Here is a 20,946-nt window from a genome sequence, read left to right on the forward strand (position 1 = left end):
CCGGAACAGCGCCGTTCCGCTCCGACCGGCCGACACCACCTCGCCCCGCAAGGACACCGCATGCCTGCTGCCGTGCGCTTCGGCGTCAACTACACCCCCAGCCAGGGGTGGTTCCACCACTGGCTCGACTTCGACCTCGACGCGGTCAGGGCCGACCTCGACTCCATCGCCGCGCTCGGCCTCGACCACCTCCGGGTCTTCCCGCTCTGGCCCTACTTCCAGCCCAACCGCACCCTGATCCGCCCCCGCGCCGTCGAGCAGCTCCTCGCCCTCGTCGACGCGGCGGGCGAACGCGGCCTCGACGTCCAAGTGGACGCGTTGCAGGGACACTTGAGCAGCTTCGACTTCCTGCCCGCCTGGACCCGCAGCTGGCACCGCCGCAACCTCTTCACCGACCCCGACGTCCGCGACGGCCTCGCCACCTACCTGCACACCCTCGCCGCCGCCCTCGCCGACCGCCCCCACTTCCTCGGCATGACCCTCGGCAACGAGGTCAACCAGTTCTCCGCCGGACCCCACCCCGACCCCGACCCGGCCACCGAGGACCAGATCGACGCCTGGCTCGAACACCTGCTCGCCGCCTGCGAGCGGGGCGCCCCCGGCAGGCTCCATCTGCACGCCGAGTACGACGCGACCTGGTACCAGGACGACATGCCGTTCACCCCGGGCCAGGCCGCCAGGCGCGGCGCCCTGACCGCCGTCCACTCCTGGGTCTTCAACGGCACCGCCCAGCGCCACGGCCGCGCCTCCGTGCCCGCCGAGCACCACGCCGCCTACCTCGTGGAACTGAGCAAGGCGTGGGCCGAAGACCCGCGCCGCCCGGTCTGGCTCCAGGAGGTCGGCGCCCCCGCCCCGCTGGTCCCGCCCGAGCACGCCGCCGCCTTCACCGCCGCGACGATCGCCAACGCGCTCGACTGCCCCGACCTGTGGGGCATCACCTGGTGGTGCTCCCACGACGTCTCGCGCGACCTCGCCGACTTCCCCGAACTGGAATACGGGCTCGGCCTGTTGACCAACGACCGGCGGCCCAAGGACACCGCCCGCGCACTGGCCGAAGCGGCGGCCGCCGACCGGCACACCCCGCGGCCGCGCACCACCGCGCTCGTCGTCCCCGCCGACCCGGCCGCCCGCTCCGCCTGCGCGCCCGGCGGCCCGGTCTTCGACGCGTTCTTCTCGCTGACCGCCGACGGCGCCCGCCCCACCACCGTCCTCGACACCCGAAGCCGTGACGCCGCCCACCTCGCGGCCCGCGGCATCACCGACGTCGTCACTCCCGACCAGGTACTCCCCACCCCACCAGGAGGCACCCGCTCGTGAACCCCACCCGACGCACCGTCCTGATCGCGGGCGCCGCCGCGGCCCTGCTCCCCACCGCGCCCGCCGCCGCGGCCACCGGCGCGGCGAAGGCCGCCGCCGCGTCCCTCCAGCCGTACGCGTCCTACTGGTACCCCGACTCGCTGCCCGCCGGCACCCCGGGCGCCGGGATCACCTGGCGCGGCCTGAAGAACTGGAGCGCGGCCACCGACCCCGACCTCGCCTTCAACTCCGCCTCCGTGCCGCTCGCCGCGCGCTTCACCCCCACCCCGGCCAACGCCACCGCCCGCACCGACCAGGCCCGGATCCAGTCCCTGGTCTCCTTCGGACCGACCTCGTCCAACCCCTCCCAGGGCTCGGTCACCGCCGATCACTACGCCCTCACCCACTGGGCGTACCTCGACGAACTGGTGTTCTGGGGCGGCTCCTCGGGCGAGGGCCTGATCCTCGCCCCGAACGCCCCGGTCGTCGACGCCGCCCACCGGCACGGCGTCCGCGTCCTCGGCAACGTCTTCCTGCCGCCGGTCGCCTACGGCGGACAGCTCCAGTGGACCCGCGACCTGGTCCAGAAGGACTCCGCGGGTCACTACCCGCTCGCCGCCCAACTCGTCGCCGTGGCCGCCGCGTACGGCTTCGACGGCTGGTTCCTGAACGCCGAGACCGGCGGCGGCGACACCGCCCTCGGCACCGACATGCGGGGCTTCGTCGCCGAGTTGAGGTCCCTCGCGGCGGCCAGGGGGCAGCGGGTCACCTGGTACGACTCGATGACCGTGAGCGGCACGGTGAGCTGGCAGGGCGCCCTCAACGACCGCAACCAGGCGTTCTTCGAGGCCGCCGACGACCTGTTCGTCGACTTCCGCTGGAGCGCGAGCACCCTTGCGGCCTCCGGCACCAGGGCCGATCAACTCGGCCGCAGCCGCTACCAGTTGTGGGCCGGCGTCGACGTCGAGTCCCATGGCTCCAACACCTCGGTGAACTGGGACGCGATGGTCCCCACCAGCACGGCCCACCGCACGTCCGTCGGCTTCTACCGGCCCGAGTGGACCCGCAACCACCTCCCCGCAGGCCGCACCCCGGGCGACTTCCACGCCGCCGACGACCGCTTCTGGACCGGCCGTTCGCTCGACCCGTCGCACCCGGACCCCGCCGACCCCTGGCGGGCGCCCGCCGTGTCGGTCGCCGACCGCTCCACCGTCACCTCGCTGCCGTTCGCGAGCGTCTTCAACACCGGCCACGGACTGCGCTGGTACGAGGACGGCACGGTCGCCTCCACCGCCCCCTGGAACCACCTCGGCCTCCAGGACGTGCTGCCCGCCCGCCGCTGGGCCGTCCACACCGGCGGCGCCCGCCCCGCCGTCACCCTCGACTTCGCGGACGCCTGGCGCGGCGGCAGCAGCGTCCTGGTCACCGGCGCCCTCGACGCGCCCGCCACCGTCGAGCTGTACGCGACCCGGCTGCCCGTCACCGCGGAGACCGTCGTCGAACTCACCCACCGCACCGACGCGGGCGCCGTCCGCGTCGAACTGGCCGTCGCCACCGCCGAACCCGACGCCGCGGGCACCGCCCCGCCCTACACCTACCTCCCCGTCGAGGCGGGCGACGGCGGTTGGCGGACCTCGACCGTCCCGCTCACCGGCGTGTCGGGCACCGTGCGCGCCCTCGGCGTGCGGCTCACCGCCACCGGGGGAGCGGTCACCTGGCGGCTGGGCGGGATCGCCGTCCTGGACGCGCCCGCGGCCCCCGGCGCCCCCGCCGACGCACGCGTCACCGACGCCTCGGGCGGCGACCTGCGCCTCGCCTGGTCCGCCGCCCAGGGGCAGGTCCGCCACTACACCGTGCACCGCCTGCTGCCCGACGGCACCAGGCGCTTCCTCGGCGCCACCGGCCAGCGCGCCTTCTTCGCCGGCGCCCTCACCGCCGAACAGGGCGAGCGGACAGCACGGTTCGAAGTGCGCGCCGTAGGGGAGCTGTACACAGCGTCGGACCCCGTCACCGTGACCCACCCCTGGTAACCGTCACCCGAGTCTTGGAGCACCCCCCATGCATGACGACCGCAACCTGGTCGAGGCCCGTCTCAAGCGCGTCCTCGACGAGCGCATCCGCCCCGCCGTGTACCCGCACTCCGTCCCCCTCGACGTGGCGGTCTGGCACGCGCCCGACGAACCGGTGCCGGTCGCCGAGGGGCTGGCCGCCGAACCCGGGCCGATCGAGGTGGGCGCCCGCTGGGGCGCTCCCTGGGGCACCAGCTGGTTCCGGGTCACCGGAACCGTCCCCGAGGAGTGGGCGGGCCGGACCGTCGAGGCGATCCTCGACCTCGGCTTCGACGAGAACATGCCCGGCTTCCAGTGCGAGGGCCTCGTCTACCGGCCCGACGGCACCCCGGTGAAGGGCCTCAACCCGCGCAACCAGTGGGTGCGGATCGGCGCGCCGGTGGCCGGCGGCGAAGAGGTGCGCCTGCACATCGAGGCCGCCTCCAACCCCGTCATCCTCGACTACCACCCCTTCCTGCCCACCCAGTTGGGCGACAAGGAGACCGCGGGCAGCGAACCCCAGTACACCCTGACCCGGATGGACCTGGCCGTCCTCGACGAGACGGTCTGGCACCTGGTGATCGACCTGGAGGTGCTCGGCGAGCTGATGGCCGAGCTGCCCGTGGAGTCCGCGCGCCGCTGGGACATCCTGCGGGCCGTGGAACGGGCCCTTGACGCCGTCGACCTCCAGGACGTGGGCGGCACCGCCGAGGCGGCCCGCGCCCGGCTGACCGAGGTGCTCACCACCCCGGCCGCGCCCTCCGCGCACCGCGTCAGCGCCGTCGGGCACGCGCACATCGACTCGGCGTGGCTGTGGCCGCTGCGCGAGACGGTCCGCAAGGTGGCCCGCACCACCTCCAACATGACCGCGCTCCTCGACGACGAACCCGACTTCGTCTTCGCCATGTCCCAGGCCCAGCAGTGGGCCTGGGTGAAGGAGCACCGGCCCGAGGTGTGGGCCCGGGTGAAGAAGGCCGTCGCCGACGGACGGTTCGTGCCGGCCGGCGGCATGTGGGTCGAGTCGGACACCAACATGCCGGGCTCCGAGGCGATGGCCCGTCAGTTCGTGCACGGCAAGCGGTTCTTCCTCGACGAGTTCGGCATCGAGAACGACGAGGCGTGGCTGCCCGACACCTTCGGCTTCGCCGCGGGACTCCCGCAGATCATCAAGGCGGCCGGCTCCAAGTGGCTGCTCACGCAGAAGATCTCGTGGTCCCAGACCAACAAGTTCCCGCACCACACCTTCCAGTGGGAGGGCATCGACGGCACCCGGATCTTCACGCACTTCCCGCCCGTCGACACCTACAACTGCTCCATGAAGGGCTCCGAGATCGCCCACGCGGCGCGGAACTTCAAGGACAAGGGCGTCGCCCGGCACTCCCTCGCCCCCACCGGCTGGGGCGACGGCGGCGGAGGCACCACCCGCGAGATGGTCGCCAAGGCAGGGCGGCTGCGGGACCTGGAGGGCTCCGCGACCGTCGTCTGGGAGACCCCGCGCGCCTTCTTCGAGAAGGCGCAGGCCGCATACCCGCACCCGCCGGTGTGGGTGGGCGAGCTGTACCTCGAACTGCACCGCGCCACCCTCACCAGCCAGGCCAGGACCAAGCAGGGCAACCGGCGCAGCGAACATCTGCTGCGGGAGGCCGAGCTGTGGGCCGCCACGGCCGCCCTGCGCACCGGATTTCCTTACCCCTACGAGGAGTTGGACCGGATCTGGAAGACGGTCCTGCTGCACCAGTTCCACGACATCCTGCCCGGCTCCTCGATCGCCTGGGTGCACCGCGAGGCCCGCCGCACCTACGACCGGATCGCCGAGGAGCTGACCGCGATCGTCGAGGCCGCCCAGCAAGCCCTCGCGGGCGAGGGCGCCACCCCGCTCGTCTTCAACGCGGCCCCGCACCCGCGGGCCGGTGTCCCGGCGGGCGGCGCCGGCCTGCCCGCCGCCCAGGACGCCACGGCCGTCACCCCGCGCGAGGGCGGCGGACACGTCCTCGACAACGGCCTGCTGCGCGTCGAGATCGACGGCCACGGGCTCGTCGTCTCCGCCTACGACCTCGCGGCGGAGCGCGAGAGCGTCGCGCCGGGGAGGGCCGCCAACCTCCTCCAGCTCCACCCCGACTTCCCCAACATGTGGGACGCCTGGGACGTCGACGCGTTCTACCGCAACACCGTCACCGACCTGACCGACGCGGACGAGGTCACGGCCGCGGGCGACGCCTCGGTGCGGGTTGTGCGGACCTTCGGGACCTCGCGCGTGACCCAACTGCTCACCCTCGCACCGGGGGAGCGGCGGCTGCTGGTGGACACGGAGGTGGACTGGCACGAGACGGAGAAGTTCCTCAAGCTCGCCTTCCCGCTCGACGTGCACGCCGAACGGTACGCGTCCGAGACCCAGTTCGGGCACTTCCACCGGCCCACCCACACCAACACCAGTTGGGAGGCGGCCAAGTTCGAGGCGTGCAACCACCGGTTCGTGCACCTGGAGGAGCCGGGCTGGGGCGTGGCCGTCGTCAACGACTCGACGTACGGCCACGACGTCACCCGTACCGTCCGGGAGGACGGCGACCTCGGCACGACCACCACCGTGCGGGTCTCGCTGCTGCGCGCCCCGCGCTTCCCCGACCCCGAGACCGACCAGGGCGTCCACCGGTTCCGGCACGCGCTGGTGCCGGGCGCCGGCATCGGGGACGCGGTGCGCGAGGGCTGGCGGATCAACGTGCCCGAGCGGCGTACCAGCGGCGCGGGCGAGGTGGCGCCGCTGGTGACGGTCGACCAGGACGCCGTCGTCGTCACCGCCGTCAAACTGGCCGACGACGGCAGCGGCGACGTCGTCGTCCGCTTCCACGAGGCGCACGGCGGGCGGGCCCGCGCCACCCTGGCGCTCGGCTTCGAGGCCGCGTCGGTGACCGTCACCGACCTGCTGGAGCGTCCGCTGCCCGAGGCGCCGGCGCCCGCCCGCGACGGCGACCGGATCACCGTACGGCTGCGGCCCTTCGAGCTGGTGACCCTGCGGTTCGCGCGGGCCTGACCGCGCGGGGAGCACGGCCGGCCGGGTGCGCGGCCCGGCCGGCTTCCCCTCGCCGTCCCGCGCACCCGATGATGTGCCGATGAGACGCAGAGCGGTCGACGACCAGTCCTGGGAGAGCGCACCCGATCCCGTACTGGCCCTGGCGCGCCGGGACTTGGCGTTCTACACGCGCACCCGCGACTCCGCCAGGCGCACCCACTACGTCACCGAACTGGGCGCCATCGCCGCCACGTCCGCGACCGTCGTGGCGGCGGGCCTGCACGCACCGGCCTGGCTGACGGCGCTGATCGCGGGCGGCGCCGTCTTCTTCACCGGGGTGCGACAGATCTTCAACCCCGGCGCCCGCTGGGTCCTGGCCGCCCGCTCGGGTGAGACCCTGCGACGGGCCGTCGACCGCTACCTGCTCACCGCGCCCGCCGCCCGCGACGACGCCGCCCGCACGGCGCTGCGGACGGCGATCGAGGAGGTCGGCACGGACGAACTCCGCGAGTGGACCCAGACGCAGGGCCAGCGCCCCGAACCGGGACCGCCGGCCGCGGGCGCCTGACCCGCGCCCGCGCGACACCGCCTCCGCTACGGCCGCCGGTCCGCGAGCCGGGTCGGCGGCAGATACTCCCGCACACAGGTCCGCTCCCACCACGCGCCCGTCTCCCGCAGCTCGCGCCAGGTCGTGTACCGGTAGCGGAAGAGGCGGGCGCGGACGTAGCGGGGCGGCGCGTCGGGCGGGAAGGGGGAGCGGCGCAGCAGCCGCAGCGTGGCGCGGTCGTTCTCCAGGAGCCGTTCCACGAAGGTCCCGAACCACGGCTCGGCGTAGCCGGGGGAGAGCGCGGCGAACCACATCAGCCAGTCCAGGCGCAGATGGTAGGGCGCGAACTGGCGTGGTGCCCGCAGCGGATCACCCGGCTTGCCCTTGAAGTCGTACTCCCGCCAGTCGCCGTCCTCGCGCGGCACCGGGTCGGCGGTGCCCTCGACGACGATCTCGTGGCGGACCCGGCTCACCGTGCCGAACGCGCCGTAGGTGTTGACCAGATGGAGCGGGTCGAAGGAGCGGTTCATGACCTGGCGCCGGGAGAGCATGTTGCGCACCGGGCGGACACCGAGGCCGAGCAGCAGCGCGGCGACCGCGAGGACCAGGACCTCGTACCAGAGGGGGGCGGCCGGCGCGGGCCGCGCGCCGCCCGGGAACCGGACCGCCGACACGGCCAGCGTGACGGTGAGCCAGTTCAGCCAGGAGAAGTTGCCCGACAGGATCAGCCACAGCTGGGTCGCGATCATCAGGCAGGCGGCCACCGTGGCGACCGGCTGCGGGGTGAACAGCAGGAACGGCACGACGAGTTGGGTCACATGGTTGGCCGCGGCCTCCGCCCGGTGCAGCGGCCGGGGCAGCCGGTGGAAGAACCAGCTCAGCGGGCCGGGCATCGGCTGCGTCTCGTGGTGGTGGTAGAGGCAGGTGAGCCTGCGCCAGCACGTGTCGCCGCGCAGCTTGATCAGACCCGCGCCGAACTCCACCCGGAACAGCACCCAGCGCAGCAGGAACAGCACGACGACGGGGGGCGCCACCGTGTCGTTGCCGAGGAACACCGCGAGGAAGCCGACCTCCAGGAGCAGCGACTCCCAGCCGAACGCGTACCAGGTCTGCCCGACGTTGACGATCGACAGGTACAGCGCCCACGGCACCAGCCACAGCAGCATCCCCGCCCACAGCGGCAGCAGCGAGTCCGCCCCGGCGAGCAGCGCCGCCGCGACCGAGCACCCCGCCCAGGCGCAGAGCGCGAAGAACCGGTCGGAGTAGTGGAGCCGGAAGATCCCGGGCGCGTGCCGGAACGGCACCCGGGCCGTCAGCCGCTCCACCGGCAGCAGCCCGCGCGTCCCGATCAGCGCCCGGAACTGCAGCGCCGTCGTCAGGAACGCCACGAGGTACACACCGGCCAGCGCGCGCTGGAAGACCAGCCTGCTCCACCCGTACCCGGGCGCGGTGAACCACTCCACGGCTCGGCCGGCCTCCCTCCGCTGTCGTGTCGGTGCGACCGTGCCCCTCCGGGTGTCCGCGCTCCGGTTGCGCAACCCACGGGAGAGACGGCGACAATGCAGACCATAGTGATGAAACATCTCGAAACGTCGCAGGAGGACAAGGTGCGCAGTGCCACCGGAACCCTGGCAGCCCTCTGCGCGCTCGCGGCGGCGCTCCTCGTCGCCGTCTTCGGCGGTGGTGGTGACGGGGAACGGTCAGGGAGCCCGGGGACGGGCGGGGCGAGCGTCGTCGGACCGGCCGGGGCCCCCGACACCGGCAGCATCTTCGACAGCCCCACCGACTTCCTGAGCCGCTGACCCGACGGTCCGCCCGGACGAGTCGAATAATCTGACGAACCCTGGCAGGGTGGCCCCATGGCTGATCGGGGAGCGAGCGCCCCGTCACTCCCGGACGACTGGCCCGCCCACCCGGACCCGATCCTGGCGCTCAACCGCATGGGAAGCTTCGACTGGGACCTGGCGACCGGACTCTTCCACATGGACGCCCAAGCCCACGAGGTCTTCGACCTGCGCCCCGACGAGTACGACGGCCGGCCCGAGAGCCTCGCCGCCCGGATCCCGGCCGCCGAGGGCCGCCGCCTCGACACCGTCGTCGCCCAGGCCATCAAGGACGGCAGCGAGAACTACGGCGTCTACTTCCGCGCCCGCCGCCGCGACGGCACCCTGCGCTGGACCCACACCCAGGGCTACATCCGGCGCGACGACGACGGCAGGCCGCGCCGGATCATCGGCATCGTCAGGGACGCCACCCAGGAGCTGGGCGACAGCGCGGCCCGCCGCCTGCAGGACGCCCAGGACGCCGCCCGCCGGGAGCAGACCAACGTCGTCCAGCTCACCACGGCCGCGCTCGCGCACGCCAGGACCGTCCAGGACGTCATCGACGTCCTCAAGGACACCCACGGCCTCACCCACCTGGGTGCCACCAGCCTCGTCATGGGACTGGTCGAGGCGGGCCGGATCCGGCTGGTCGCGGAGGGCCCGGCCGGCAGCTTCGTGCCCGGCACCCTCGTCACCGGCATCGAGGAGCCCTACCCGATGAGCGAGGTGGTGCGAACCCTCACCCCGCGCTTCATCGAGTCGCCGGGGGAGTTCGCCGACTGCTACCCGATCCTCTGGCCGCACCTCGCCGACCTGCACATCACGGCCGCCGCCTACCTCCCGCTCATCGTGCAGGGCCGCCCGATCGGCGCCATGGGCCTGCTCTACAGCGACCGCGACCGCTTCGCGCCCGAGGAGCGCAACGTGCTCGTCGCGCTCGGCAGCAGCATCGCCCAGAGCATGCAGCGGGCCATGTTCTACGAGCAGGAGAAGGACCTCGCCAGCAGCCTCCAGCAGGCCATGCTGCCGCGCACCATCCCCAGCGTGCGCGGCGCCGACATCGCCGTCCGCTACCGGGCGGGCACCGCCGCCGGCTCGCTCGGCCGGGACATCGGCGGCGACTGGTACGACCTGATCCCGCTGCCGGGCGGCCGGGTCGGCGCCGTCATCGGCGACGTCCAGGGACACGACACGCACGCGGCGGCCGTCATGGGCCAGCTGCGGATCGTGCTGCGCGCCTATGCGGCCGAGGGCCACACCCCGGCCGCCGTGATGGCCCGCGCCTCCGTCTTCCTCCACGAACTCGACACCGACCGGTTCGCGACCTGCCTGTACGCGGAGGTCGACCTGAGCACGGGCGTCGTCCAGGTGGTCAGGGCCGGCCACATCGACCCGCTGGTGCGCGACGCCGACGGCGGCTGCGGCCGGGCCACCGTCGAGGGCGGGCTGCCGCTCGGGCTCTCCGCCGAGTTCGGCAGTCTCGACTACCCCGTCGGCATCGTCGAACTCGACCCGGGCGCCACCCTGCTGCTCTGCACCGACGGCCTGGTCGAACAGCCGGGCGCCGACCTCGACGACGGCATGCGGACCCTGACCGCCCTCATCGCGGACGGCCCCGACGACGTCCGCGACCTCGCCGACCGGCTGATAGAGATGGCCGAGGAACGCGGCGGCGACGACGATGTCGCCGTCCTCCTGCTGCGCCGCCGCGGCCTGGACACCCCGCACTCGGGCGGCCGGCTCCAGCAGCACGTGGCCCCGGGCGATCCCGAGGGCCTGCGGGCCGCCCGGCATCTGATCAGGACGGCCGTGCGGACCTGGGACGCGGGCGGGCGCGCCGACGAGATCGAACTGGTCGCCGACGAGCTGGTGACCAACGCCCTCGTGCACACGGAGGGCGCCGCCGTCGTCACGCTCAGGGTGCTGACCGGCGGTGACCGCAGGCTGCGGGTCGAGGTCGAGGACACCTCCAGCGCGCTGCCGCGCCGCCGCGACCCGGGTGAGGCGGGGGTATCGGGGCGCGGGCTGCTGCTGGTCGACCGGCTCACCGACGGCTGGGGCGTGGAGGCGCGGGGCGGCGGCAAGTGCGTGTGGTGCGAGTTCGTGGTGGCGGACGGCGACTGACCCCGGTGGCATCACCCGCCCCGGATGGCACTCTGGACGTATGCCGGAACTTCCCGAGGTGGAAGCGCTCAAGGACTTCCTCACCGAACACCTGGTCGGACACGAGATCGTCCGGGTGCTGCCCGTCGCGATCAGCGTCCTGAAGACGTACGACCCGCCGCTCACCGCCCTTGAGGGGCGCGAGGTGACCGCCGTGCACCGGTACGGCAAGTTCCTCGGCCTCCGGACGGCCGACGGCCCCTTCCTCGTCACCCATCTGGCCCGAGCGGGCTGGCTGCACTGGCGCGACCGCCTCCCGGACGGACCGCCGCGCCCCGGCAAGGGCCCGCTGGCGCTGCGGGTCGCCCTGGAGACCGGAGAGGGCTTCGACCTCACCGAGGCCGGCACCCAGAAGCGCCTCGCCGTGTACGTCGTCCAGGACCCCGCGCAGGTCCCGGGGATCGCCAGGCTCGGCCCCGACCCGCTCGCCGACGACTTCGACGAGGAGCGCTTCGCCGGGCTGCTCGCGGCCGAGCGCCGCCAGCTGAAGGGCGCCCTGCGCGACCAGAGCCTGATCGCCGGGGTCGGCAACGCCTACAGCGACGAGATCCTGCACGCGGCGAAGATGTCCCCGTTCAAACGGGCGGCCTCGCTCACCCCCGAGGAGACGAGCCGCCTCTACCTGGCCCTGCGCTCCACCCTCACCGAGGCCGTCGAGCGTTCCCGCGGGGTGGCGGCGGGGCGGCTGAAGGCCGAGAAGAAGAGCGGCCTGCGGGTGCACGGTCGTACCGGTGAGCCGTGCCCGGTCTGCGGTGACACCGTCCGCGAGGTCTCCTTCAGCGACTCCTCGCTCCAGTACTGCCCGACCTGCCAGACCGGCGGCAGGCCGCTGGCCGACCGACGCCTCTCCCGCCTGCTCAAGTAGCCCAACCGCGCGGCTGCAAGCGGCAGTTCGGGTCCGTCCGGGCAGGTCACCGGGGGTCGAGGACCACCAGCCGCTCGCCCCCGGAGGTGCGTACCTCGTAGCTGGCGATCTCGCCGGGGTGCAGATCGGCGCTGCCCCGCATGGTGTTGGCGCGGGCGTCCTGGCCTGGCACCGCCCAACTGGTCATGGTGTGCTCGGATCCGTCGTGTCCGACGGCGACGAGACGGCAGGAGCGGGGGCCCGCCGCGTCCTTGACCTCCAGCCTCACCTCGCTGCCGTACGCCTGGTCGGCGACGGTCAACCGGGCCCACACGCCGGTGTGTTCGTCGGTCGCGGTGACCTGCGCGGCGCCGCCCTCGCCCGCGTCCGCCCGCATCGCGACGGCGGGTCCGCCGACGGCGAGCACCGCCGAGGCGGCCACCGCGAACAGCAGCCTGCGGCGCCCGCTCCGGTGCCGGGACGCCACCTCCGACAGCAGCCGGTCGAGCAGGCCGGGGCCCGCGTTGGTCATGGGGTTCACGGAGCGCGGCGTGGCCCGCCGGAAGAGCATCAACTGCCGGGTGGCGGGCCCGAACTCGGTCACGTGTGCCGCACAGCGCGCGCACTCCATGAGGTGGTCCTCGAAGCGGAAGGCGTCCGCCTCGTCCAGCACGCCGAGCGCGTACGCGGCGACGTCGCGATGCCTCTCCAGGGACCTCATGCCGAATCCTCGTGCCTTTGGGTGCGGGTGGGGTTACTCGTTGCTCCCACCCGTACGCACCGGGCCGCCGAATCACTCAAGGCGTGTACCGAATCGCAACCTAGGGGTTCGGAGCGGTCCAGGACCCGGATTGGTCGTCGCGCGAATCCGGCTAGAAAAGGTGGATGGCCAGGTGCCCCAGGGGCAGGCCGAGTTGCCACGCCTTCGTCCAGACCTTGGGTCCCTCGTCCTCGCCGACCACCGGGGCGCCGCCGGGTACGGCGTTCAGATCGGGTGCCAGCAGCTCGGTCTCCTCCAGCCAGCGCCAGGCGTTCGCGGCCAGTTCGAGATCGGGCCCGTGGGTACCGGAGGCGAGCGCCTCGGCGGCCCGGCCCGCCATGCCCTCGCGGACCCAGTCCTGCCACGGCTGGTCGTACGCGGTCAGCGACAGCCAGGTCTCCAACTGCGTGACGACGCGGATGCCGGGGAGTTCGCCGTCGGTGTCGGAGAGGAAGATGGTCAGGGCCAGGGCGTCGCGCCCGGCCCGGAACTCGAAGGACGTCGGCGGCATCAGGTCGCCCGTCCGCAGCAGCTCGTCGGCGATGTACTCGGCGTACAACCAGGCCATGGGAACCGTGAGTTCGCCACCGCCGGTGCCGTCCGTGCTCTCGTGACCTCTGTGCAGCATCCCTTCCTGCCTTCCTCCGGTACCTGCGCGTCGCCCGACCCGGGGTCCCCGGTCCGGAACACGGATGAGGACAGCCGATTACCCAACAGGGGTCCGCAGCAAGGCGCTTTACCGAGGTTTGACCGAGGCTTCGGTTTCAGCGCAGGTCGGCCGCGTAACCGGGGAGCACCCGGCGCAGGGCGCGCAGCGCGTAGTACGCGCGCGACTTCACGGTACCGGCAGGGATGCCGAGGGCTTCGGCGGCCTCCGCCACACTCGCCCCGTGGAAGTACACGAGCACCAGGACTTCCCGGTGTTCGGGAGTGAGAGTCTTCACAGCCTCGCGCACATCGAGGGCGGCCGTGGCCCGTTCGGCGTGGTCGGCGATGACCCGGGCGTTCTCCAGGACGGCGTCGCCCACCTCGGGCGGCCTGGCCTGCCTGGCCCGCCTGGCGTCGATGGCGAGCCGTCTGCCGACGGTCATCAGCCAGGGCCGCACGGAGTCGAAGGCGTCGGCGCGCAGGGCCTCGGGGTGCTGCCAGGCCCGCACCAGCGTCTCCTGGACGAGGTCCTCGGCGCGTTGCCGGTCGCCGTCGCAGAGCCGGAGCAGCAGGGCGAAGAGGGGCCGGCCGTGCTCGCGCTGGAGTGCGACGAGCTCATGGTCGGCGGTCGTCCCGTTCGTGAGAGTGGTTCCGGCCGTCATGGCCGTTATGGCATCGCAGCGTGGTGATTTGTGACAGGGCGTACGCGAGGGTGTGCGGCGGACGGTCGATCGCGTCGACGAACGGTTCGACGAACGGTTCCGAACGCGCCTGCGCCCCGGCCGGGTGACGCTCCGTCAGGCGTGGCGGACGGGCTAATCGAGGGGCCCGGGTCGTTTGGGGAAGCCTCCACCTTCGTACCTATTTGTATGTAAATAGGATCACACAGGGGTGAGCTGATGATTGCACGCAGACGGCAGGTTGCCCTGGCCCTGACGGCGGTCCTCGCGGGAGGCGCCGCCTGCCAGGCCCAGCACCACGAGTCGTCCCTCCACGCCGGGCAACCCGCCCCGGGCGCCGCCCCCCGCGGCGGCTTCACACTCCTCGCCTCGGGCGACGTCCTGCCGCACGACTCGGTCATCGACCGCGCGGGCTTCGACGCGGGCGGCGAGGGCTACGACTTCCAGCCCATGCTCGCCGACGTCGAACCCCTCGTCTCCCGCGCCGACGTGGCGCTCTGCCACCTGGAGACGGTCTACGGCGCCAACGGCGACTACACCGGATACCCCACCTTCAAGTCCCCGCCCGAGGTGGCCCGCGGCCTCGCCGCCACCGGCTACGACGGCTGCTCCACCGCCTCCAACCACACCCTCGACGACGGCGCCGACGGAATCCGCCGCACCCTCGACGCCCTCGACCGGGCCGGCGTCAAACACGCCGGGTCCGCCCGCTCCGAGGGCGAGGCCCGCACCGTCACCGTGCTCCGCGCCGGCCCCGCCAAGGTCGCCCACCTCGCCTACACCTTCGACACCAACGGCATGCCCCTGCCGCCGGGACAGCCCTGGGCGGTCAACCTCATCAACGAGGGCAGGATCATCGCCGACGCCCGCGCGGCCCGCGCCGCCGGCGCCGACGTGGTCGCCGTCTCCGTGCACTGGGGCACCGAATGGCAGGACGAACCCGACCGGAGCCAGCTCGACCTGGCCCGCCGCCTCACCGCAGCGAGCAGCGGCGGCCGCCCCGACATCGACGTCCTGCTCGGCACCCACGCCCATGTCCCGCAGGCGTACGAGAAGGTCAACGGCACCTGGGTGGTCTACGGCATGGGCGACCAGATCGCCGGCGAGATGTACAACGACGACGGCGCCCACGACCCGCGCGGCAACCAGTCCACCCTGGCCCGCTTCACCTTCGCCCCACCGGCTCACCCCGGCGCCCGCTGGCAGGTCACCAGGGCCGAGTACATCCCGCAGCTCTACGACATCGACGCGGGCCGGGTCGTCGACCTCGACAAGGCCGTCAAGGACGGCGCCGACCTGGAGAGCGTCCGCGACCGCATCAGGGACGTGGTGCTCAGCAGGGGAGCGGCCAAGGACGGCCTGGTGATGGGGTCGTAGCCGGGCGACGCGGGGTGCCGGGTCGCCCGGGGACGGCTACGGCACCACCGTCACCGGCCAGCGGCCCGCCTTCACCAGCCGCACCGCCACCGAGCCGACGATGCGGTGGCCCGCCTGCTCCGACGCGCCCACCACCACCGCGTCCGCCGTCAGCTCGTCGGCCGCCTTGACCAGGCCGCCGTAGGGGTCGCCGCGGAAGGTGTGGAACTCCCAGCGCACATCGAATATCCCCCGCACCCGCTCGGTCGCCTCCCGGATCTGCGCCACCAGGCCCTCGGCGATCTCGTCCGTCGTCTCGGCGACCGGCGCCCCGAGCGCCGCGCCCGCCGCCAGCACCGGCTGCACGTACACCACCGCGAGCAGCGCGTGCTGGCGCCTGGCCAGGCCACCGGCGTACGCCGCCGCCCGCAGCGAGGACGCCGAGCCGTCCACGCCGACGACGATGACCTTCGGGCCGTCCGTACCCCGCTCGAACCGGTGCGCGTGCTGTTCCGTCACGGCCGTGAGGCTATCGGAAGCCGCAGGTCCCGCCGCCCGCCGGGTTCTCGACGGGCGCCGCCGCCACCGTCTTCCTAGAGTCGAAGCCATGACCGCCACCGCCGGGGCCGCGCAGCCCGAGCACACCACGGGCCCGGCCCGGCCGCGGGCGACCGGCCCGCTCGGCCGCGTCCCCGAAGGCATCGCCACCTTCTTCGGCGCCATGGGACTGCTCTGCCTGCTGCTCGCGCTCGTCCCCCCGCTGCGCACCCTGCTGCGCCCGGTGGTCCGCCTCCTCGACGCGCTGATCGTCCCGGTCAGCGCCAACCTCGCCTACGCCGTCTTCCTCTTCCTGCTCGCCGCCGCCACCGCGGCCCGCAAGAAGGTCGCCTGGTGGCTGGTCGTCGTCTATCTGGGCCTGCTGGCCCTCGCCGACGTCCTCGGCACGCTCGCCGGCCTCTACCTGGAGTCCGTCCCGTCCCTGGTGATCTGCGCGGGCGCCCTGGCGCTGCTGGTCGTCGCCCGCGGCGAGTTCTACGCCGCCTCCCGCCGGGCCGCCGTCCGCCGCGCCCTCGCCGTCCTGGCCGCGGGCCTCGTCCTCGGCATCCTGGTCGGCTGGGGCCTGGTCGCGCTGTTCCCCGGCACCCTCCCGGACACCCAGTGGCTCGGCTGGGCCGCCGACCGGGTCCTCGGCGGCCTGGTCCCGGCCCGCGCCTTCGCCGGACGCCCGCCCCACGCCCTGTTCTTCCTGCTCGGCCTCTTCGGCGCGCTCGCCCTGCTCAACGCGGCCGCCGCCCTCTTCCGCTCCCAGCGCATGGAAGGCGCCCTGCACGACGACGAGGAGACCCGCATCCGCGCCCTCCTCGGCGCCTACGGCGCCCAGGACTCCCTCGGCTACTTCGCCACCCGCCGCGACAAGGCCGTCGTCTTCTCGCCCAGCGGCAAGGCCGCCGTCACCTACCGCGTCGAGGCCGGCGTCTGCCTCGCCAGCGGCGACCCCGTCGGCGACCGCGAGGCCTGGCCGCACGCCATCGCCGCCTGGCTCGACGTCGCCCGCCGGCACGCCTGGGCACCCGCCGTGATGGGCGCCTCCGAGGACGGCGCCACCGCCTTCGCGCGGGCCGGACTCGGCGCCCTCCAACTCGGCGACGAGGCGATCCTGCGGGTACCGGGCTTCGACCTCGACGGCCGCGACATGCGGGTCACAAGACAGGCCGTGCACCGCGTCCGCCGCACCGGCGCCACCACCCGGGTGCGCCGCCACTCCACCCTCACCGAACAGGAGATGGAAGAGGTCGTCGACAAGGCCGACGCCTGGCGCGACACCGAGACCGAACGCGGCTTCTCCATGGCCCTCGACCGGCTCGGCGACCCCGCCGACGGCGACTGCCTGCTCGTCGAGGCACTCGCCGCCGACGGCAGCCTGCTCGCCCTGCTCTCCTTCGTGCCCTGGGGCCGCGACGGCGTCTCCCTCGACCTGATGCGCCGTGACCGCACCGCCCCCAACGGCGTCATGGAGTTCATGGTCGCCGAACTGTGCGACGCCGCCCCCCGACTCGGCATCCACCGGATCTCACTGAACTTCGCCGTCTTCCGCTCCGTCTTCGAGGAAGGCGCCCGGATCGGCGCCGGCCCGGTGCTGCGCCTGTGGCGCCGGCTGCTCGTCTTCTTCTCCCGCTGGTGGCAGCTCGAAGCCCTCTACCGCTCCAACGCCAAGTACCGACCCGCCTGGTACCCCCGCTTCATCTGCTACGCCGACACCGGCTCCCTGGCCCGCATCGGCCTCGCCTCCGGGATCGCCGAGGGGTTCGTCTCCGTGCCGTCCCTGCGCACCCTCTGGGGCAGGGGCCACACCCCCGCGACCGGGCGCCCCGCCACCACCGAGGGACTCCCCCCGCTCTCCGCCCTCGGCCTCGACACCGGCGCGCCCGGACCAGGCGCGCGACCCCCCGCCGCCGGCGACCAGGTCCTGGCCAGACACCGCACGCTCGAGCGGCTGCGCGCCGAAGGCGTCGACCCCTACCCGGTCGGCGGACCCGCCCGCACCCACACCCTCGCCGAGGCCGCCCGCGCCCCCGAGGGGACCGACGTCACCGTCGCCGGGCGGGTCATGCTGGTACGCGACTTCGGCGGCGTCGTCTTCGCCGTGCTGCGCGACTGGTCGGGCGACCACCAACTGGCCCTCACCCGCGACGGCTCGGGACCCGCCCTCGACCGGTTCACCGCCGGCACCGACATCGGCGACCACCTCACCGCCACCGGCCGCACCGGCCGCAGCGACCGGGGCGAACCCACCGTCTTCGTCACCTCCTGGCGGCTGCTCGGCAAGTGCCTGAACCCGCTGCCCGACAAACACCGCGGCCTGACCGACCCCGAGGCCAAGGCCCGCCGCAGACACCTCGACCTGATCTCCTCACCCGCCGCCCGCGACCTCGTCACCCGGCGCTCGCACGCCGTCCAGGCGCTCCGCGAGGGCCTGCTGCGACGCGGCTACCTGGAGGTCGAGACCCCGATCCTCCAGCAGACCCACGGCGGCGCCAACGCCCGCCCCTTCACCACCCACATCAACGCCTACGACCTCGACCTCTCCCTGCGCATCGCCCCCGAGCTGTACCTGAAGCGGCTCTGCGTCGGCGGCCTGGAGAAGGTCTTCGAGCTGGGCCGCACCTTCCGCAACGAAGGCGTCTCCCCCAAGCACAACCCCGAGTTCACGATGCTGGAGGCCTACCAGGCGTACGCCGACTACGACGTGATGCTCGACCTCGCCCGCGACCTCGTCCAGGGCGCCGCCACCGCCGCGCACGGCGCGCCCGTCGTCCACCGGGGCGGCGAGGAGCACGACATCTCCGGGCCCTGGCCGGTGCGGACCGTGTACGGCGCGCTCTCCGAGGCGCTGGGCGAGGAGATCGACGCGGACACCCCCACGGCGGCGCTGCGCGCGCTCTGCGACCGCGCTGACGTCCCGTACACCGCCGACGACGGCCACGGCGACATCGTCCTGGAGATGTACGAACGGCTCGTCGAGGAACGGACCCTGCTGCCCACCTTCTACAAGGACTTCCCGACCGAGGTCTCCCCGCTCACCCGCCAGCACCGCACGGACCCGCGCCTCGCCGAACGCTGGGACCTGGTCGCCTTCGGCACCGAACTCGGCACCGCCTACTCCGAGCTGACCGACCCCGTCGAACAGCGCCGCAGACTCACCGCCCAGTCCCTCCTCGCGGCGGGCGGCGACCCGGAGGCGATGGAACTCGACGAGGACTTCCTCGACGCCCTCGCCTGCGCGATGCCCCCCACCGGCGGCCTCGGCATCGGCGTGGACCGCCTGGTCATGTTCCTCACCGGACTCACCATCCGCGAGACCCTGCCGTTCCCCCTGGTGCGCCGCCGCTGACCCGCCCGGCTGCGCCGAGCGGGTGCTTTCCTGCCGCCGCACCGGTGTATCCGTGGTGCGGCGCGGCCGGTTCGGGCGACTGATGAGTCATGACGAAGGATCAGTTGCTCACGCGGCGCCGGGCCCTGCTCGCGGGCGCCGTCGCTCTCGGCGCGGCCGGCACCGCCGGCGCGCTGACGCTCGGCCCGGAGGACGGCCCCGCGCCCGTCACCGCGCCCGCCGCCGGCGCCCAGGCGGGCCGCCCCCTGAAGCCCTCCGCCTACCGCCTCCAGCCCCTCACCGGCTACGGCACGCCCCGCACCCGCGCCGCCCCCCTCGCGGTCCGCCACGAGCCCTTCCTGCGGGTCTCGGGACGCGGTCGCACCATGATGCTGACCTTCGACGACGGACCCGACCCGCGCTACACCCCGCACATCCTCGACACCCTCGCCGAACACGGCGTGCGCGCGATGTTCTTCGTGTGCGGGGAGATGGCCGTCGACAACAAGGAACTGCTGGCCAGGATGTCCGACGAGGGCCATGTCGTCGGCAACCACACGTGGACCCACCCGCTGCTGACCCAGATGAACCGCGGTCAGATCCGCTCCGAGATGGAACGCACCAGCGACGTCATCGAGGGCGCTTACGGCGCACGCCCGCAGTGGTTCCGCGCCCCCTACGGCGCCTGGAACCGGGCCGCCTTCCAACTCGGCGCCGAGATGAACATGGAGCCGATGGCCTGGACCGTCGACACCCTCGACTGGACCACCCCGGGCACCCGCTCCATCATCGGCCGGGTCGAGGACGGCGCCGCCCCCGGCGTCGTGGTGCTCTCCCACGACGCCGGGGGCGACCGCTCGCAGAGCGTCCGGGCCCTCCGCTCCTACCTGCCCGAACTCCTCGACGCCGGCTACCACTTGACGGTGCCGCCGCGCCGCCTCGCCTGACGGGCCGACGCCCGCCGGGCCGGGGTTCCGTCAGCGGACCTCGACCAGGCGGGCGAAGGCGACGACATTGCCGTCGTAGCCGTTCTGCTTGGAGAAACCGCCCCCGCAGGTGATGACCCGCAGCTCCGGCGTGCCCTTGGAGCCGTAGACGCGGTCGCCGGGGAAGTTGTTCTTCTCGAACACCTCGACGCCGTACACCTCGAAGACGGCCGTCTTCCCGTCCTTGCGGGCCACCTCGACCCGGTTGCCCTGCTTCATCGCGCCGAGCCCGTAGAAGACGGCGGGGCCCTGCCGGTTGTCGACATGGCCGACGACGACCGCGGTGCCCTTCTCGCCGGGCGAGACCGCGCCGGTGAACCAGCCCGCCAGATTCGGGTCCTCGGGCGGCGGCGCCCCGACCCAGCCGTCCGCGTCGAGACCGACCGGCATGACCGGCGCGTCCACCTGGATCGACGGGATCCGCACCCGGTCCGGCACGGAGTACGGCAGCGGCGCCGCCTTGACGAGGGCTCCCGGCAGCCGGCTGTCCCGCGCCGCCGCCGAGGCGGGCTGCGGCGGACCGACCTCGAACTCTCCCGAACCATTCCGAATGAGCGCGAGACCGGTCAGCAGAACCAGCGCTATCACGCCCCAAGGAGCACGCTTCTTGGGTTGCTGCTCCTCCTCTTCGGCCAGCTCGAACGCAGACATTCGCCTTCCCCTCTCGACACGGCCGTCGCCACGTCATTCGCGCATACCCGCACGCTAAGTCCGGGGCGCGCGACCGGCGACGGGGGAGAGGCGAACGGGTGGCCGCCGGACCGGTGGTGCGCCATCCGAGTCGCCGCCCGAAGTTATTTTCTGACGGTCCGTGACCTGCGGCGATGACACGTCGCGCGGCCCTCGCCCGGCGTGTCCGCTCACCAGGACGGACCATCGCCGACATGCGGGCGCGTCCGGTGCGTCTGAGGGTTCCC

The 20,946-nt window shown here is 73.4% G+C and carries 16 protein-coding genes; 10 read left to right on the forward strand and 6 right to left on the reverse strand.

Annotated features, from left to right (window positions below; genetic code table 11):
* The first annotated feature begins 60 nt into the window (after positions 1-60).
* The 4 genes from DDJ31_RS34345 (at position 61) to DDJ31_RS34360 (ending at position 6,919) form a co-directional block, all read left to right on the forward strand.
* Positions 61-1,317, forward strand: a complete 1,257-nt coding sequence (locus DDJ31_RS34345) for a glycoside hydrolase 5 family protein (protein WP_127176515.1) — start codon at positions 61-63, stop codon at positions 1,315-1,317.
* Positions 1,314-3,326, forward strand: a complete 2,013-nt coding sequence (locus tag DDJ31_RS34350) for an endo-beta-N-acetylglucosaminidase (RefSeq protein WP_127176514.1) — start codon at positions 1,314-1,316, stop codon at positions 3,324-3,326. The genes DDJ31_RS34345 and DDJ31_RS34350 overlap by 4 nt, the downstream gene beginning before the upstream one ends.
* A 28-nt stretch (positions 3,327-3,354) precedes the next feature.
* Positions 3,355-6,372, forward strand: coding sequence for an alpha-mannosidase (locus tag DDJ31_RS34355; RefSeq protein ID WP_127176513.1), 3,018 nt, complete (start codon positions 3,355-3,357; stop codon positions 6,370-6,372).
* A gap of 79 nt (positions 6,373-6,451) precedes the next feature.
* Positions 6,452-6,919: a DUF4231 domain-containing protein gene (locus tag DDJ31_RS34360; RefSeq protein ID WP_127176512.1), complete on the forward strand. Its 468-nt coding sequence runs from the start codon at positions 6,452-6,454 to the stop codon at positions 6,917-6,919.
* Between the two features lie 26 nt (positions 6,920-6,945).
* On the opposite strand, the gene DDJ31_RS34365 is transcribed toward DDJ31_RS34360, so the two are convergent.
* Entirely contained in the window at positions 6,946-8,361 is a 1,416-nt protein-coding gene (locus tag DDJ31_RS34365; protein ID WP_127176511.1) for a lipase maturation factor family protein, read from the reverse strand.
* Between the two features lie 111 nt (positions 8,362-8,472).
* Between DDJ31_RS34365 and DDJ31_RS34370 the strand changes: the two genes are divergently transcribed.
* Genes DDJ31_RS34370 through DDJ31_RS34380 form a run of 3 tightly spaced genes read left to right on the forward strand, consistent with a single transcriptional unit; the run spans position 8,473 to position 11,749 of the window.
* The gene (locus DDJ31_RS34370) at positions 8,473-8,700 is read left to right on the forward strand and encodes a hypothetical protein (protein ID WP_127176510.1); all 228 of its coding nucleotides are present in this window, start codon (positions 8,473-8,475) and stop codon (positions 8,698-8,700) included.
* A gap of 57 nt (positions 8,701-8,757) precedes the next feature.
* Positions 8,758-10,845 (forward strand): SpoIIE family protein phosphatase, encoded by a 2,088-nt coding sequence (locus DDJ31_RS34375; RefSeq protein ID WP_127176509.1) that lies wholly within the window; start codon positions 8,758-8,760, stop codon positions 10,843-10,845.
* Positions 10,846-10,885: 40 nt separating this feature from the next.
* Entirely contained in the window at positions 10,886-11,749 is an 864-nt protein-coding gene (locus tag DDJ31_RS34380) for an Fpg/Nei family DNA glycosylase (RefSeq protein WP_127176508.1), read from the forward strand.
* Positions 11,750-11,795: 46 nt separating this feature from the next.
* Here DDJ31_RS34380 and DDJ31_RS34385 read toward each other — a convergent pair whose 3' ends face one another.
* The 3 genes from DDJ31_RS34385 to DDJ31_RS34395 all read right to left on the reverse strand — a co-directional run bounded on the left by DDJ31_RS34385 (position 11,796) and on the right by DDJ31_RS34395 (position 13,798).
* Complete coding sequence (locus tag DDJ31_RS34385; protein ID WP_127176507.1) at positions 11,796-12,449, reverse strand: zf-HC2 domain-containing protein; 654 nt, start codon at positions 12,447-12,449, stop codon at positions 11,796-11,798.
* A gap of 151 nt (positions 12,450-12,600) precedes the next feature.
* Entirely contained in the window at positions 12,601-13,116 is a 516-nt protein-coding gene (locus DDJ31_RS34390) for a hypothetical protein (protein WP_127176506.1), read from the reverse strand.
* Positions 13,117-13,252: 136 nt separating this feature from the next.
* The gene (locus DDJ31_RS34395; RefSeq protein WP_127176505.1) at positions 13,253-13,798 is read right to left on the reverse strand and encodes a sigma-70 family RNA polymerase sigma factor; all 546 of its coding nucleotides are present in this window, start codon (positions 13,796-13,798) and stop codon (positions 13,253-13,255) included.
* A gap of 237 nt (positions 13,799-14,035) precedes the next feature.
* Between DDJ31_RS34395 and DDJ31_RS34400 the strand changes: the two genes are divergently transcribed.
* Positions 14,036-15,193, forward strand: coding sequence for a CapA family protein (locus DDJ31_RS34400; RefSeq protein ID WP_127176504.1), 1,158 nt, complete (start codon positions 14,036-14,038; stop codon positions 15,191-15,193).
* Between the two features lie 36 nt (positions 15,194-15,229).
* On the opposite strand, the gene DDJ31_RS34405 is transcribed toward DDJ31_RS34400, so the two are convergent.
* On the reverse strand, positions 15,230-15,691 hold the full coding sequence (locus DDJ31_RS34405; RefSeq protein WP_127176503.1) for a universal stress protein: 462 nt from the start codon (positions 15,689-15,691) through the stop codon (positions 15,230-15,232).
* 88 nt (positions 15,692-15,779) lie between these two features.
* Here DDJ31_RS34405 and lysX point away from each other — a divergent pair, with 88 nt between their 5' ends.
* Complete coding sequence (gene lysX, locus DDJ31_RS34410) at positions 15,780-19,064, forward strand: bifunctional lysylphosphatidylglycerol synthetase/lysine--tRNA ligase LysX (RefSeq protein ID WP_127176502.1); 3,285 nt, start codon at positions 15,780-15,782, stop codon at positions 19,062-19,064.
* A gap of 89 nt (positions 19,065-19,153) precedes the next feature.
* Positions 19,154-19,990 carry a polysaccharide deacetylase family protein gene (locus DDJ31_RS34415; protein WP_127176501.1) on the forward strand — a complete coding sequence of 279 codons (837 nt, stop codon included), beginning with the start codon at positions 19,154-19,156 and terminating at the stop codon, positions 19,988-19,990.
* Positions 19,991-20,020: 30 nt separating this feature from the next.
* Here the strand turns inward: DDJ31_RS34415 and DDJ31_RS34420 are convergent, their stop codons facing one another.
* On the reverse strand, positions 20,021-20,680 hold the full coding sequence (locus DDJ31_RS34420) for a class F sortase (protein WP_127176500.1): 660 nt from the start codon (positions 20,678-20,680) through the stop codon (positions 20,021-20,023).
* Between the last annotated feature and the right edge of the window lie 266 nt (positions 20,681-20,946).

The organism is Streptomyces griseoviridis (assembly GCF_005222485.1).
Lineage (GTDB): Bacteria > Actinomycetota > Actinomycetes > Streptomycetales > Streptomycetaceae > Streptomyces > Streptomyces hintoniae.

Bases quoted from the DNA above. Each gene is read 5' to 3' on its own strand.
- lysX (WP_127176502.1), top strand. From the start codon at position 15,780: ATGACCGCCACCGCCGGGGCCGCGCAGCCCGAGCACACCACGGGCCCG.
- DDJ31_RS34415 (WP_127176501.1), top strand. From the start codon at position 19,154: ATGACGAAGGATCAGTTGCTCACGCGGCGCCGGGCCCTGCTCGCGGGC.
- DDJ31_RS34420 (WP_127176500.1), bottom strand. From the start codon at position 20,680: ATGTCTGCGTTCGAGCTGGCCGAAGAGGAGGAGCAGCAACCCAAGAAG.
- DDJ31_RS34395 (WP_127176505.1), bottom strand. From the start codon at position 13,798: ATGACGGCCGGAACCACTCTCACGAACGGGACGACCGCCGACCATGAG.
- DDJ31_RS34385 (WP_127176507.1), bottom strand. From the start codon at position 12,449: ATGAGGTCCCTGGAGAGGCATCGCGACGTCGCCGCGTACGCGCTCGGC.
- DDJ31_RS34345 (WP_127176515.1), top strand. From the start codon at position 61: ATGCCTGCTGCCGTGCGCTTCGGCGTCAACTACACCCCCAGCCAGGGG.
- DDJ31_RS34380 (WP_127176508.1), top strand. From the start codon at position 10,886: ATGCCGGAACTTCCCGAGGTGGAAGCGCTCAAGGACTTCCTCACCGAA.
- DDJ31_RS34390 (WP_127176506.1), bottom strand. From the start codon at position 13,116: ATGCTGCACAGAGGTCACGAGAGCACGGACGGCACCGGCGGTGGCGAA.
- DDJ31_RS34375 (WP_127176509.1), top strand. From the start codon at position 8,758: ATGGCTGATCGGGGAGCGAGCGCCCCGTCACTCCCGGACGACTGGCCC.
- DDJ31_RS34400 (WP_127176504.1), top strand. From the start codon at position 14,036: ATGATTGCACGCAGACGGCAGGTTGCCCTGGCCCTGACGGCGGTCCTC.
- DDJ31_RS34355 (WP_127176513.1), top strand. From the start codon at position 3,355: ATGCATGACGACCGCAACCTGGTCGAGGCCCGTCTCAAGCGCGTCCTC.
- DDJ31_RS34370 (WP_127176510.1), top strand. From the start codon at position 8,473: ATGAAACATCTCGAAACGTCGCAGGAGGACAAGGTGCGCAGTGCCACC.
- DDJ31_RS34360 (WP_127176512.1), top strand. From the start codon at position 6,452: ATGAGACGCAGAGCGGTCGACGACCAGTCCTGGGAGAGCGCACCCGAT.